Here is a 13261-nt window from a genome sequence, read left to right as displayed (position 1 = left end):
GCCCGCGGCCAAGACCGTGAGTCCCTGATCACACACCTACGCTGCGGTAATGCCGTTGCGGACTCTTCGGAAACGTCGAATGCTCGGCGAGCGGTCCGCGAGTCCTGCTAGAGTCCCCGTCGTTGGCCTTCGGCACGTGTGCTCCGCGCATGCGCCCGGAGGCTTTTTTCATGCCTTCCCACCTGGCCACCGGCCACGACGCCCCGCCGTCCACCGGCTACCGGGCCCTCCTCCGCACCACGGAATTCAGCGGCCTCTACCTCAGCTTCACCCTCACCGCCGCCGCGGGCGCCCTGTCCGGCATCGCGCTCGGCACCCTGGTCGACCGGCAGACCGGCTCGCCGTTCCTGACCGCCGTGAGCATGTACGGGGCGACCTTCACGACGGTCCTGGGCGCCCTGACGCTGATGTCGGTCGCCGACGGGAAACGCCCCCGCCGCACCCTCCTCCTGCTCCAACTCGCCTCGCTCGCGGGCGTCTGCGCCCAGGCGGTGCCCGGGCTGCCGCTCGCGGCCCGGTTCGCCCTGCTGCTGGCCCTCGGCTTCTTCCAGTCCCTCGCAACCGGCGCGCGGCTCGGGCTGCTCGCCGAGGCTGTGCCGGCCGCCGGATACGCACGGGCCCGCTCGCTGCTGAACATGACCGCGGGCGCGACGGCGATACTCGGCTACGCCGGAGGCGCCGCACTGCTGCGATACGCCGGCCCCCAGGGGGTCTTCGCCGTCGCCGCCTGCCTCACCGCCCTCGGGGCGGTCGTGGTGGCGGCCACCGTCCGGGAACGCTCGGTCCGGTTCACCCGTCGTCCGGGCCTGCGGCAGACCTGGCGGACCAACGCCGACGTGTTCTCCCACCCCCGCAGGCGGGCCCTGCTGCTGGCCCTGTGGGTTCCCAACGGCCTGATCGTCGGCTGCGAGGCCCTTTTCATCTCCTACGACCCCGGCCGCGCCGGGACCCTCCTGGCCGCCGGGTCCGCCGGCATGCTCCTCGGCGACCTGGTCGTCGGCAGGCTGCTCACCGCAGGGCGGCGCCGCCGCCACGCCTTCGCCCTGCGGCTGCTGCTCGCCGCACCCTTCCTGCTCTTCGCCCTTCACCCGCCCACCCCTGTCCTGGTGATTTCGGTGTTCCTCGCCAGTGCCGGCTTCGCGGCCACCCTGCCCCTCCAGGAGCAACTCCTGGAACTGACCCCCGAGTCGATCCGCGGGCAGGTCCAGGGCGTCGAATCGGCGGGGCGGATGACCTGGCAGGGCCTGGGCGCCGTGATCGCCGGGGCGCTCGCCCAGTACGTGGGGGCCGGCGCGGCGATCGCCCTCGCCGCCGCTGCCTCGCTCGCCCTCACCCTCCTCACCCGGCCACCCCGCCGTACGCGCGCCCGCCGGCGGCTCTGAACGGCGGGCGGGGAGGCCGGGGCCGAGTCGCACCGCAGGTATTCGCGCATCTGTTCGGTTAAGGGGTTAGGCTGGGGCCATGCACGCGGTCCGGGCTCTGCAGGGCTCCCTCTTCGACCAGGGCGACGAGATCGGCCCCGGCCCTCTCGGCGGGCTGCGCCGGACCGAGCTCGGCGCCGGGGCCTGGGTCGACCACCTGCCCGGCTGGCTGAGCGGCGCGGACGCGCTCTTCGAGCGGCTGGCCGCCGACGTGTCCTGGCGCGCCGAGCGGCGCCAGATGTACGAGCGGGAGGTGGAGGTGCCCCGGCTGCTCGCCTTCTACGGCGAGGGCGAGGCCCTGCCGCACCCCTCGCTCGTCGCCGCCCGGGACGCGCTGAGCAGCCACTACGCCGCCGAGCTGGGCGAGCCGTTCACCACCGCCGGACTGTGCCTGTACCGCGACGGGCGGGACAGTGTCGCCTGGCACGGCGACCGGACCGGACGTTCCGCGACCGAGGACACCATGGTCGCCATCATCTCCGTGGGCGACCCGCGCGACCTGGCCTTCCGCCCCCGCCACGGCGGGGCGACCCTGCTGAGGCTGCCGCTGGGCCACGGAGACCTGGTGGTGATGGGCGGTTCCTGCCAGCGGACGAGGGAACACGCCGTGCCGAAGTCGGCGCGGGCCGTCGGGTCCCGCATCAGCGTCCAGTTCCGGCCGCGGGGCGTGCGCTGAGCCGCGGGGCGTGGATCCGGGCGCACGCCGCACGGGCGCGGCCCACCGCTTCCGGCGGGAAGTCTGCGTGGAGCGGGCCGGTCCGGATCGGATCAGGCGCCGGTCCGGACGTCGACGCCCGACTCCTTCGACGGGCGCGCGGCCGCGGCCGCCGCGTGCAGTGAGCGCAGCGCCAGCATCAGGATCCCGATGTCGTCCAGGTAGACCGGGTCCGGAATCAGGTCCACGGGCGAGACGGTGTAGAGGAGAGCGGCCCAGAACAGGGCCTTGTCGTGCAGCGGGATGCCCGCGTCGACCAGGAGCCGGCGCGCCCTGAGCACGCGCACGAACAGCACGGCCGCGACCACGGCGAGCCCCGCCATGACGACCGAGCCCACGACGAGCCAGACCGTTCCGTCCATGGCGCCCATATACCCCGATTCCGTCCGGTGATACCCCCGGGGCCGCCGGCGGACCTCAGGTCCCCGGTTCGCGCAGTCGGCGCCCGACCTCGCCGAGTCCCTCGGCGAGCGCGTCGAGCTGCGTCGGGGTCAGGACGTCGACGAGGACCTCCCGGACGGTGGCCACGTGCCCGGGTGCGGCCTCCTCCAGTTTCGCGCTACCGGCATCGGTGAGCACGGCGAAGACCCCCCGTACGTCCGAGGGGCAGCTGCGGCGGCGGACCAGTCCGGCCTTCTCCATCTGGGTGACCTGGTAGGTCAGGCCGCTCTTGGAGTTGATCAGGCCGTTGGCGAGCTCCGTCATCCGCAGTTCCCGGCCCGGCGCCGCGGCGAGCCGCACGAGGATCTCGTACTGCGGGTGCGAAAGCCCCGCGTCGTCCTTCAGCTGCTGGTCGAGGCGCCGGTTCACCAGGGCCGAGGCGGCCAGGAAGCCGCTCCAGGCCCGCATCTCGCGCTCGTCCAGCCATCGCGGTTCAGCCATGGGTCCCACCCTACACGGGTTGTTCGAATTTGAATCACCGGCTAGGGTCCATGGCTAGCGGTTCGAATTTGAACAAATTTCTCCCTGCCTCCCCGGGCCGCACCACCGGAAGGACCCCCACGATGACCAGCCCCTCCGTCACCACGACGAAGCCGCAGGCCGCCGCCCCGGCCGCACGAACCCTGCCCGCCACCCCCGGCCAGGACGCCGGCCTGCTGCTCCTGCGTCTCGTGCTCGGCCTGACCATGGCCGCGCACGGGGCGCAGAAGCTCTTCGGCTGGTTCGGCGGTGGCGGCATCAGCGGCACCGGCCAGTTCTTCACCGCCAGCGGCTACCCCGCCGGCGACGCCATGGCCGTCCTCGCGGGCCTGACCGAGACCCTCGGCGGCCTCGGGCTCGCCGCCGGCCTGCTCACTCCGCTCGCCGGCGCCGCCGTCGTAGGCACCCTCGTCAACGCGATCGCCGTCCACGGCACCGGCTCCTTCTTCGCCCCCGCCGGAATCGAGTACGAACTCCTCCTGACCGCGGGCGCCGCGGCCCTCGCGCTCACCGGCCCCGGCCGCTACGCCGCGGACCGCTTCCTGCCCGTCCTGCGAGCCCACCGCCCGGCCCACGGAGCCCTGGCCCTCGCTCTCGGTGCCGTCCTCGCCGCCGTGATGCTGCTCGTGCGCAACTAGCGCGTCGCTCGGGGGTGTCCGGGGCTCGAACTGATTGGCCCCGGACGATCAGGGGAAGAGCGCACCAATGACACAACCCATCGAAGACTACGCACTCATCGGCGACCTCATGACCAGCGGACTGGTCGGCCGCGACGGGTCCATCGACTGGCTGTGCCTGCCACGCTTCGACTCGGCGGCCTGTTTCGCCAGGCTCCTCGGCGACGAGGAGAACGGCCACTGGCGCATCGCCCCCCTCGGCGCCGCCGACGACGAGCGCTGCACCCGCCGCGCCTACATCGACGGCTCCCTGGTCCTGGAGTCGTACTGGGAGACCGAGACCGGCACGGTCAAAGTCATCGACTTCATGCCGCAGCGCGACGTCGCCCCCGACGTCGTCCGTATCGTCGAGGGCATCAGCGGCACCGTCCGGATGCTCAGCACCCTGCGGCTGCGCTTCGACTACGGGCACGTCGTGCCCTGGGTCCGCCGCAGCGACGGAGACCGCGTCGCCGTCGCCGGACCCGACTCCGCCTGGTTCCACAGCGACCCCCCCGTCCGCACCTGGGGCGAGGCCAACAGCACCCGCTCCCAGTTCCCGGTCACCGCCGGCCGCCGCGTCGCCTTCGTCCTGACCTGGCACCCCTCGCACGAACCGCGCCCCGAACCCACCGACCCCTTCGCAGCCCTGGAGACCAGCCTCGCCGACTGGCGCGAGTGGACCTCCCAGTGCTGCTACGACGGCCCCTATCGGGAAGCGGTCACCCGCTCCCTGATCACCCTCAAAGCCCTCACCTACGCCCCGACCGGCGGAATCGCCGCCGCCGCCACCACCTCCCTGCCCGAGGAACTCGGCGGCGTCCGCAACTGGGACTACCGCTACTGCTGGCTGCGCGACTCCACCCTCACCCTCGGCTCGCTCCTCACCACCGGATTCCTCGACGAGGCCCGCGCGTGGCGCGAGTGGCTCCTGCGCGCGGTCGCCGGAGCCCCCGAAGACCTCCAGATTATGTACGGGATCGCGGGCGAGCGGCGCATCCCCGAGAGCGAACTGCCCTGGCTGCGCGGCTACGCCTCCTCCGCGCCGGTCCGCGTCGGCAACGCCGCCGTCGACCAGCTCCAGCTCGACGTGTACGGGGAGGTCATCGACTCCCTGCACCTGGCCAGGTCCGCCGGACTGCCCGCCGAATCCCACTCCTGGCGGATCCAGCTCGCCCTCCTCGACTTCCTGGAGCAGAACTGGCGCCGGCCCGACGAAGGCCTGTGGGAGGTCCGAGGCCCCCGCCGCCACTTCGTGCACTCCAAGGTGATGGCCTGGGTCGCCGCGGACCGGGCCGTCCGGACCCTGGAGGACGACCCCTCGCTGCCCGGCGAGCCGGACCGCTGGCGCGCCATGCGGGACGCGGTCCACCGCGACGTCTGCGACCACGGCTTCGACCCCGAGCGCGGCACCTTCACCCAGTACTACGGCTCCAGCGAACTCGACGCCGCGACCCTCCTCATCCCGAGGGTCGGATTCCTGCCGCCCGACGACCCTCGGGTCATCGGCACGGTCGACGCCGTGCGCGCCGAACTCGGCCGCAGCGGACTGGTCCGCCGCTACAGCACCACCGATTCCGTCGACGGACTGCCCGGCGACGAAGGCGCCTTCCTCGCCTGCTCCTTCTGGCTCGCCGACGCCCTGCACCTGACCGGCCGCGAGGACGAGGCCCGCGTCCTGTTCGAACGCCTCCTAATGGTCCGCAACGACGTGGGACTGCTCGCGGAGGAGTACGATCCCGTCTCCGGGCGTCAACTCGGCAACTTCCCGCAGGCGTTCAGCCACGTCGGCCTGGTCAACACCGCGCTCACCCTGGCCGGCATGGGCCACCGGACGACCGGGGCGGGCTGAGCTAGGAACGGCCCCGGTCGGGCTGCTCCGTCCCGCCAACGAGGGACGCCAGCAGCAGGGCGATGTCGTCCGGCCGGTCGACGGCGTTGCCGATGAGCCGGTCGGCGGTCTCCGTCAGCGGGACCGGCAGCGCCGACGCCAGCGCCAGCCGAAGCCGCTCCACCCCCTCGTCGATGTCCACACCGGGCCGCTCGACCAGCCCGTCCGTGTACAGCGCGAGCACCGCGCCCGGCTCCAGCCGCAGTTCCGTCACCGGGTACGAGGCCTCCGGGTCGACCCCCAGCACCACCCCGCCCGCCAGGTCCAGTACCTCGGTGCGGCCGTCGGGACGGCGCAGCAGCGGCTGCGGGTGCCCGGCCCGGACGGCCAGGGCCGAGCCGGACGCCGGGTCCAGCACCACGTAGCAGCAGCTCGCGAACTGCCCCGGATCGAGGTCGATGAGCAGCCGGTTGGTGCCGCGCATCACCTGCTCCGGCGTGCTGCCGGCCAGCGCGAAGGCCCGTACGGCGCTGCGAAGCTGGCCCATGGTCGCGGCGGCGGCCACACCGTGGCCCTGGACGTCGCCGATGACGAGGGCCAGCCGACGCGACCCGGTCTCGACGACGTCGTACCAGTCACCGCCGACGTCCATGCCCGCGGAGCCGGGCAGATACCGGCCCACCGTCCGCACGTGCTCGCGCACCGGAAGCCGGTGCGGCAGCAAGGCCGACTGCAGCCCGTGGGCGAGCGCCGCCTCGCTGTCGTAGCGCCGCGCCCGCGCCAGGGCCTGCGCGATCAGCCCGGCCAGCGCGGTCAGCACCGTACGCTCCTCCGGGCTGAAACCGCGCGGCGCGTCGAAGCCGAGGATGCACGAGCCGACCGGCCGGCCCGAGGCGATCAGCGGCAGGAACGCCCGGGCGCCGACGTCGGCGTCCAGCGGGATGCCCGGATAGGCCGCGGCCAGCCGCTGCATCGACTCGAAGAACAGCGGCCGGCCCGTGGTCAGCGTTTCCACGCCCGGCAGCCGGACATCGAGGGCGACGCCGTCGAACCGGTCCAGGAAGCCCTGCGGGAAACCGGTCTCCCAGGCCAGGTACAGATGCCGCTGGTCGAGGAGGTAGATCGCCAGCTGGCGGCCGCCGAACGCGGGCAGCAGCTCCTCGGTCACCACCGCCGACACCTGCCGGGCCGTGACCGCCTCCGTCAGGGCGATGGCCAGGGCCACCGGCCGGTACAGGGTGGACGCCTGGTCGGCGGGCGAACCCGGGCCCGTGGCGGGGTCGGCCGAGGCCGACGGCGCGAAGGCGGGCGGGTCGGCGGAGCCGATCGTCAGGGTCACGCCGTCGGCCGCCGGGTAGAGGCCCACCGCCAGCCACGCGCCCGGCGGATGTCGCCCGCGGCGGGCGGCGAAGTGCACCGGCTCCGACGACATGAAGACGGCCCGGAAGTGGTCGTCGTACGCGGGATGCCCGAGCCAGGGCACCGCCTCCCACAGCAGCCGCCCGTGCAGATGCGCGGAGCCGAGGCCCAGAAGGTGCTCCGCCGCCGTATTCACGAAGCCGATCCGGCCCTGCCGGTCGAGGGAGAGCACCGCCTGCGCGAGCCGGTCCACGGCACCGCGGGCGCCCGCGGCCCCCGTCTCCGGCGCCGGAGACGGCATGCACACCGGGTCCCCCTCCCACCCCACCGCTTCCCCCGCCGCCGACAGGGCGGACAGCTCGCGCGCCAGCTCGTCCGCGGCCTGCCGGAGCCGTTTGCGGTCCCCGGCCCCGACCGGGACCCCGGGGGTGGCCGGACGCAGCACCACCAGCACGCCGTAGCGCTCCGACCCCGACGAGACCGGCTCGTACAGCGAGGCGAACGGGAAGGGCAGCCCGGCGACGAACTGGGGGAAGCGGCTCATCGCCGACTCCGCGTCGGTCAGGTGCACGGCCTGCCCCGACCGGTAGGCCTCGGCCACCGGGTAGGGGCGGTTGACCTGCATCCGCCACCACGGCCGGAACAGCGGCAGCGGCAGCCCGGAGAACAGGGCGAGCAGCAGGAGTTCGTCGGAGCGCGAGCGCAGGTAGACCCCTCCCGCGTACCCGCCCACGGCCTCCACCGCGCCCGCGACGGCCCGCGCGAGCGCCTCGACCGTGGCGTCGGTGGCGGTGCCGACGCCGTCCGCTCTCGCCATCACACAGTCAGCATGCGCCATCGGCGACGCCATCGGCATCCCGGCGCCGAGGCCGCCACGACCCCCGCAGCCCCGCGCCACGGGGCCCCGCCACCACTGCGCCCGCCGTGCACGGCCCGGTCCCGCCGGCCGCCGGGACCGCCGCCGCGATGGGCCGACCGCTTCCCTCGTCCGGGGGACGTACGGGGGCGTACGGGTGTGCGGGCCGCCCGCCCGGGCGCACCGCGGGGCACGATACGCACGGGGCCCACCCCCGGCAGGCCCCCGGAAGGCAGAGCATGCGGTTCCAGTACGACACCATCGGCGAGCGCTACGCGGAGTCCGCGAGCACGGCGGCCTTCTCCGCGGCCGACACCTACACCCTGCACGGGGCCCTCGACGCGCTCGGCGGACTGCGCGGCCTCGACGCCCTCGACCTGGCGTGCGGATACGGCTACAACACCCGCCTGCTGGCCCGTGGCGGCGCCCGGCGGACCGTCGGCGTGGACGTCTCCGAGGAGATGATCAGGCTGGCCCGCGAGCACGAGGCGACGAAGGGCCGCCCCGACGTCGAGTACCTCGTCGCCGACGCCGCGGGCCTGCCCGACCTCGGCCCCTTCGACCTCGCCACCGCCGCGTACGTCTTCAGCTACGCACCCGACCGCCGCACCCTCCACGCGATGTTCCGGTCCGTCCGCGCCAACCTGCGCGCCGGCGGCCGACTGCTCGCCATCGTGCCCAACGCCGGGGCGTTCCCGAGAGTGGACTGGTCACCGTATGGCGTCCGCATCCTCGACCGGGTCCGGGACGGCGACGCACCGCTGCTGAAGGCCCACTTCCTGACCGAGCCGCCGGTGCCCTTCGAGTTCCGCGAATGGGCCCACTGCGACCTCGCCGAAGCGGCGGTGGAGGCGGGCTTCGTCACCGTCGGCTGGCAGCCCAACCGAACCCCGCCCGCCGACCGCGTACGCGACGAGGCCTACTGGACGGCGTACCGTGCCTGGCCCATCAGCTCGCTGATGACCTGTACGGCGTAACCGGCCCCGGGCGTCCTGCCGGGGGCCGGGCCCGCGCCGTCCGGCCTCCGGCGTCACCCGCTCGCCGCGGACCTGACCAGCTCGACGATCCGGTCGCGTGCCGCCCGCCCCTGGGCCAGCGCCAGCAGCGGGTACGCGTGCGGCATTCCCTCCGCCTCGTGGAACTCCACCTCGGCGCCCTCCGCGCGGGCCCGGCGCACCAGCTCCCGGCTGTCCGTCGAGAGCACGTCGCGGGTGCCGCTGAACACGGTCAGCGGAGCCAGCCCCGAGAACGTCCCGTACAGCGGGCTCACCAGGGGATCCTCGGCGTCCAGGGTCCCCGCGTACAGCCGCCCGGCCTCCAGCAGCCCCGCACGGGCCAGCAGCGGGTCGGCCTCCTCGATCGCCGGCTGGTCCGGATGGCTCATCGTCACGTCCAGCCAGGGCGAGACCAGCACGATCCGCGAAGGCTGCTCGCCGTCGCGGTCGCGCAGCCGCTGCGCCGCCGCCAGCGCCATCCCGGCCCCGGCCGAGTCGCCGATCAGCACCGTCCCCCCGTCGCCGCCGCCCGCGATCAGCCCGCTCAGCAGGTCGGTGGCGACCGGGACGGTCCGGTCCGCGGTCCCGCGCGGCGCCAGGATGTACGCGGGCACGACGACGCGCGCCCGGGCCCGCGTCACCAGGGTCCGCACCAGCTCCCAGTGCGGGCGCTCCAGCTCGCCCACGTAGCAGCCGCCGTGCAGGTACAGCACCTGCGCCGAAGGCTCGGCCCCCAGCGGGGACACGTCGTACACCGGCCAGGCACCGACGAACGTACGAGAGATGTCAGCGACCCGGCCCAGCCGCCGCGGCGGCAGATGCGACGCGGGCCTGCGGGCGGCAGCCGCCACCCGGTCGCGCACCGCCTCGGCACTCGCGAACCGTCTTCGCCGCCCCACCGCCGCCAGCGCCACCGAAAGTGCCCTGCTGCGCAGACTCGGCACGCCCCTCACCTCCCCTTTTCCCTGCCCCGTCAAGGGAGGAGCATAGGCGTGAAGACACGCTCGTGAAGCTGCGCTGTCGGCCCGCTTAAGAAACTCTCGATGGACCGATCACCACGGAGATCGGCAGATTGGTGCCCGTCACCGACGCCGTTCGAGCCCCGCACGCTCGCGGCGCTCCCTTCCGCATGCCTGGAGCCACCCATGAAGGCACTCGTCAAGCACAAGGCCGAACCCGGCTTGTGGCTCATGGACGTCCCGGAGCCCGAGTACGGCCCCGGCGACGTGCTGATCAAGGTGCTGCGCACCGGCATCTGCGGAACCGACCTGCACATCCGCTCCTGGGACGGCTGGGCGCAGGGCGCGGTCAAGACCCCGCTCGTCCTCGGCCACGAGTTCGTCGGCGAGGTCGCGGCGGTCGGCGCGGACGTACAGGACATCGAGCTCGGCGCGCTCGTCAGCGGCGAGGGCCACTTGGTGTGCGGCAAGTGCCGCAACTGTCTCGCCGGCCGTCGCCACCTGTGCCGCAGCACGATCGGCCTCGGCGTGGGCCGCGACGGCGCCTTCGCCGAGTACGTGGTTCTGCCCGCGCAGAACGTGTGGGTGCACCGCACGGCCGTGGACCTGGACGTCGCCGCGATCTTCGACCCCTTCGGCAACGCCGTGCACACGGCGCTGTCCTTCCCGCTCGTCGGCGAGGACGTGCTGATCACCGGGGCAGGCCCGATCGGCATCATGGCGGCCGCCGTCGCCCGGCACGCCGGAGCCCGCAACGTCGTCATCACCGACGTCAGCCCCGAGCGGCTGGAGATCGCCCGCAAGGCGGGCGCCACGCTCGCCGTGAACGTCGCCGAGTCCTCGATCGCCGAGGCCCAGTCGCAGCTCGGCCTGCGCGAGGGCTTCGACATCGGCCTGGAGATGTCCGGACGTGCCGAAGCGATGCGCGACATGATCGACAACATGACCCACGGCGGCCGGATCGCCATGCTGGGCCTGCCCGCGACGGAGTTCCCCGTCGACTGGGCGAAGGTCGTCACCTCGATGATCACGATCAAGGGCATCTACGGCCGGGAGATGTTCGAGACCTGGTACGCGATGACGGTGCTCCTGGAGGGCGGGCTCGACCTCAGCCCCGTCATCACCGGCCGCTACTCCCACCGGGACTTCGAGGCAGCCTTCGACGAGGCGTCGACCGCCCGCAGCGGCAAGATCATCCTGGACTGGACGGCGTAGGGGCGTCCTGCCCCGACCGCCCTCTTCCCCCACGAACCCTCTCCCCCCGGCCGGGCCCCGCACACCCTCCCCCCTCCGCGGGGCCCGGCCCCCCCTCCGCGCCGCACAAGGAGAACGCAGCATGTTCGAGACCGTACGCGACGACCTCCGCACCACCCTCGACGAGATCCGCTCCGCCGGTCTGCACAAGCCCGAGCGCGTCATCGGCACCCCCCAGAGCGCGGCCGTCGCCGTCACCTCGGGCGGCGCCGGGGGCGCTGCCGGCGAGGTGCTCAACTTCTGCGCCAACAACTACCTGGGGCTTGCCGACCACCCCGAGGTCGTCGCCGCGGCGAAGGACGCACTGGACCGCTGGGGCTACGGCATGGCCTCCGTGCGCTTCATCTGCGGCACCCAGGAGGTCCACAAGGAGCTCGAGGCCCGCCTCTCGGCCTTCCTCGGCCAGGAGGACACGATCCTCTACTCCTCCTGCTTCGACGCCAACGGCGGCGTCTTCGAGACCCTCCTGGGCGCCGAGGACGCGGTGATCTCCGACGCCCTCAACCACGCCTCCATCATCGACGGCATCCGCCTCTCCAAGGCCCGCCGGTTCCGCTACGCCAACCGCGACATGGCCGAGCTCGAGGCCCGCCTGAAGGAGGCCGCCGAGGGCGGCGCCCGCCGCAAGCTGATCGTCACCGACGGCGTCTTCTCCATGGACGGCTACGTCGCCCCGCTCCAGGAGATCTGCGACCTCGCCGAGCGCTACGAAGCCATGGTGATGGTCGACGACTCCCACGCGGTCGGCTTCGTCGGCCCCGGCGGCCGCGGCACTCCCGAGCTGCACGGCGTCATGGACCGCGTCGACATCATCACCGGCACCCTGGGCAAGGCCCTCGGCGGCGCCTCCGGCGGCTACGTCGCCGCGCGCGCGGAGATCGTCGAGCTGCTGCGCCAGCGCTCGCGCCCGTACCTCTTCTCCAACTCCCTCGCCCCGGTCATCGCGGCGGCCTCCCTCAAGGTCCTCGACCTGCTGGAGTCGGCCGGCGACCTGCGCGAGCGCCTCGCCGCGAACACCGCGCTCTTCCGCGCCAGGATGACCGAGGCCGGCTTCGAGATCCTGCCGGGCGACCACGCCATCGCCCCCGTGATGATCGGCGACGCGGCGGAGGCCGGCCGTATGGCCGAGCTGCTCCTGGAACGGGGGGTCTACGTGATCGGCTTCTCCTACCCGGTGGTGCCGATGGGCGCGGCGCGCATCCGCGTCCAGCTGTCGGCGGCCCACTCCACGGCCGACGTCGAGCGCGCGGTGGCCGCCTTCGTCGACGCCCGTGCGGCGCTGGGGACCACCGGGGCCTGAGTGACCTCAGCATCCTGAGACAATGGTGGGGTGATCGACCCCCGCCGGCTGCGCATCCTGCGGGCCGTGGCGGACCACCGTACGGTGACCGCCGCGGCCGCAGCCCTGTACCTCACCCCCTCCGCCGTCTCCCAGCAGCTCGCGGCGCTGGAACAGGAAACGGGCCACGCGCTGCTCACCCGCAGCGGGCGGGGCGTCCGGCTGACCGCAGCGGGGGAGATCCTGCTCGGCCACGCCCACGAGGTGCTGGCGCAGCTGGAGCGGGCGGAGGCCGAACTCGCGGCCTACGCGGGCGGTGCGGCCGGCGAGGTCACCGTGGCCGCCTTCGCCACGGGCATCGCGGAGGTACTCGCCCCGGCGATCGCCCGGCTCGCCCTGGAGCGGCCGGGGATCAGGCTGCGGGTGCGCGACGCGGAGGGCGACCAGAGCCTGCCGCTGCTCCTGGACGGCGAGGCGGACCTGGCCCTCGCGGTGGAATACCGGGGCGCGCCGGGTGCCGACGACGGCCGGCTCTCCGTCCTCCCGCTGTACGCGGAGCCCTTCGACGCGGTCCTCCCCTCGGGACATCCGCTGGCCGACCTGCCGACGGTGTCGCTCGCGGACCTGTCCGACTCGGACTGGGTGGGCCAGTACCCCGGCAACCCGTGCCATGACGTGACCCTGCTCGCCTGCGAACTGGCCGGCTTCCAGCCGAGGTTCGCGCACTCTTCCGACGACTTCCGGGCGGTGACCGCGCTCGTCGGCGCCGGGGCCGGGGTGGCTCTCGTACCGCGCTCGGCACTGCGGGGCATGGACCTCAAGGAGGTCCAGGTCCGCCCGGTCAGCGGGCCGGCCGCCACCCGCCGGGTGTTCGCAGCCACCCGCCGCGGGGCCGAGACCCACCCGTTGATCGCCCCGGTCCTGGCAGCCCTGGTCCGCGAGTCGGAACGCCTGCCGGCCCACTGAGGGGGCGCAGGCTTCGGAGGCGGTTTACCCCCGGATCCCGCCCCTACCT

Annotated in this window: 12 protein-coding genes; 8 read left to right on the top strand and 4 right to left on the bottom strand. The window is 73.7% G+C overall.

Features of this window, described 5'->3' with window-relative positions:
- The first annotated feature begins 170 nt into the window (after positions 1–170).
- Both R4Z63_RS02475 and R4Z63_RS02470 read left to right on the top strand, forming a co-directional pair.
- Positions 171–1382 carry an MFS transporter gene (locus R4Z63_RS02475; RefSeq protein ID WP_384444829.1) on the top strand — a complete coding sequence of 404 codons (1212 nt, stop codon included), beginning with the start codon at positions 171–173 and terminating at the stop codon, positions 1380–1382.
- Positions 1383–1461: 79 nt separating this feature from the next.
- Positions 1462–2097 carry an alpha-ketoglutarate-dependent dioxygenase AlkB gene (locus R4Z63_RS02470; RefSeq protein ID WP_384444827.1) on the top strand — a complete coding sequence of 212 codons (636 nt, stop codon included), beginning with the start codon at positions 1462–1464 and terminating at the stop codon, positions 2095–2097.
- 92 nt (positions 2098–2189) lie between these two features.
- Here the strand turns inward: R4Z63_RS02470 and R4Z63_RS02465 are convergent, their stop codons facing one another.
- Entirely contained in the window at positions 2190–2498 is a 309-nt protein-coding gene (locus R4Z63_RS02465) for a YkvA family protein (protein ID WP_384444825.1), read from the bottom strand.
- Between the two features lie 55 nt (positions 2499–2553).
- Positions 2554–3018, bottom strand: coding sequence for a MarR family winged helix-turn-helix transcriptional regulator (locus R4Z63_RS02460; RefSeq protein ID WP_384444823.1), 465 nt, complete (start codon positions 3016–3018; stop codon positions 2554–2556).
- Positions 3019–3140: 122 nt separating this feature from the next.
- Here R4Z63_RS02460 and R4Z63_RS02455 point away from each other — a divergent pair, with 122 nt between their 5' ends.
- Together R4Z63_RS02455 and R4Z63_RS02450 are read left to right on the top strand one after the other, a co-directional pair.
- Entirely contained in the window at positions 3141–3695 is a 555-nt protein-coding gene (locus R4Z63_RS02455) for a DoxX family protein (protein WP_384444821.1), read from the top strand.
- Between the two features lie 67 nt (positions 3696–3762).
- Positions 3763–5565, top strand: coding sequence for a glycoside hydrolase family 15 protein (locus tag R4Z63_RS02450; RefSeq protein WP_384444819.1), 1803 nt, complete (start codon positions 3763–3765; stop codon positions 5563–5565).
- 1 nt (position 5566) lies between these two features.
- On the opposite strand, the gene R4Z63_RS02445 is transcribed toward R4Z63_RS02450, so the two are convergent.
- Positions 5567–7720 carry a GAF domain-containing SpoIIE family protein phosphatase gene (locus R4Z63_RS02445; protein ID WP_384580240.1) on the bottom strand — a complete coding sequence of 718 codons (2154 nt, stop codon included), beginning with the start codon at positions 7718–7720 and terminating at the stop codon, positions 5567–5569.
- Between the two features lie 278 nt (positions 7721–7998).
- On the opposite strand from R4Z63_RS02445, the gene R4Z63_RS02440 reads away from it, so the two are divergent.
- Complete coding sequence (locus tag R4Z63_RS02440; protein WP_037921906.1) at positions 7999–8736, top strand: class I SAM-dependent methyltransferase; 738 nt, start codon at positions 7999–8001, stop codon at positions 8734–8736.
- Between the two features lie 53 nt (positions 8737–8789).
- Here the strand turns inward: R4Z63_RS02440 and R4Z63_RS02435 are convergent, their stop codons facing one another.
- Positions 8790–9698 (bottom strand): alpha/beta hydrolase fold domain-containing protein, encoded by a 909-nt coding sequence (locus R4Z63_RS02435; protein ID WP_384444817.1) that lies wholly within the window; start codon positions 9696–9698, stop codon positions 8790–8792.
- A 201-nt stretch (positions 9699–9899) separates the two neighbouring features.
- Here R4Z63_RS02435 and tdh point away from each other — a divergent pair, with 201 nt between their 5' ends.
- From tdh to R4Z63_RS02420, 3 genes are all read left to right on the top strand, one after another.
- Positions 9900–10928: an L-threonine 3-dehydrogenase gene (tdh, locus tag R4Z63_RS02430; RefSeq protein ID WP_037921911.1), complete on the top strand. Its 1029-nt coding sequence runs from the start codon at positions 9900–9902 to the stop codon at positions 10926–10928.
- Positions 10929–11049: 121 nt separating this feature from the next.
- Entirely contained in the window at positions 11050–12267 is a 1218-nt protein-coding gene (locus tag R4Z63_RS02425; protein WP_037921914.1) for a glycine C-acetyltransferase, read from the top strand.
- 30 nt (positions 12268–12297) lie between these two features.
- Positions 12298–13212 (top strand): LysR family transcriptional regulator, encoded by a 915-nt coding sequence (locus R4Z63_RS02420; protein WP_037921917.1) that lies wholly within the window; start codon positions 12298–12300, stop codon positions 13210–13212.
- Positions 13213–13261 lie beyond the last annotated feature (49 nt).

The organism is Streptomyces sp. PL-29 (assembly GCF_058344425.1).
The sequence above is the reverse complement of the archived record's forward strand: the minus strand, read 5'-3'. Positions and strand labels throughout refer to the sequence as shown.

What these genes read in the sequence shown, in the direction of transcription:
- R4Z63_RS02475 (WP_384444829.1), top strand. Translation starts at nt 171, where the DNA reads ATGCCTTCCCACCTGGCCACCGGCCACGACGCCCCGCCGTCCACCGGC.
- R4Z63_RS02470 (WP_384444827.1), top strand. Translation starts at nt 1,462, where the DNA reads ATGCACGCGGTCCGGGCTCTGCAGGGCTCCCTCTTCGACCAGGGCGAC.
- R4Z63_RS02465 (WP_384444825.1), bottom strand. Translation starts at nt 2,498, where the DNA reads ATGGACGGAACGGTCTGGCTCGTCGTGGGCTCGGTCGTCATGGCGGGG.
- R4Z63_RS02460 (WP_384444823.1), bottom strand. Translation starts at nt 3,018, where the DNA reads ATGGCTGAACCGCGATGGCTGGACGAGCGCGAGATGCGGGCCTGGAGC.
- R4Z63_RS02455 (WP_384444821.1), top strand. Translation starts at nt 3,141, where the DNA reads ATGACCAGCCCCTCCGTCACCACGACGAAGCCGCAGGCCGCCGCCCCG.
- R4Z63_RS02450 (WP_384444819.1), top strand. Translation starts at nt 3,763, where the DNA reads ATGACACAACCCATCGAAGACTACGCACTCATCGGCGACCTCATGACC.
- R4Z63_RS02445 (WP_384580240.1), bottom strand. Translation starts at nt 7,720, where the DNA reads ATGGCGAGAGCGGACGGCGTCGGCACCGCCACCGACGCCACGGTCGAG.
- R4Z63_RS02440 (WP_037921906.1), top strand. Translation starts at nt 7,999, where the DNA reads ATGCGGTTCCAGTACGACACCATCGGCGAGCGCTACGCGGAGTCCGCG.
- tdh (WP_037921911.1), top strand. Translation starts at nt 9,900, where the DNA reads ATGAAGGCACTCGTCAAGCACAAGGCCGAACCCGGCTTGTGGCTCATG.
- R4Z63_RS02425 (WP_037921914.1), top strand. Translation starts at nt 11,050, where the DNA reads ATGTTCGAGACCGTACGCGACGACCTCCGCACCACCCTCGACGAGATC.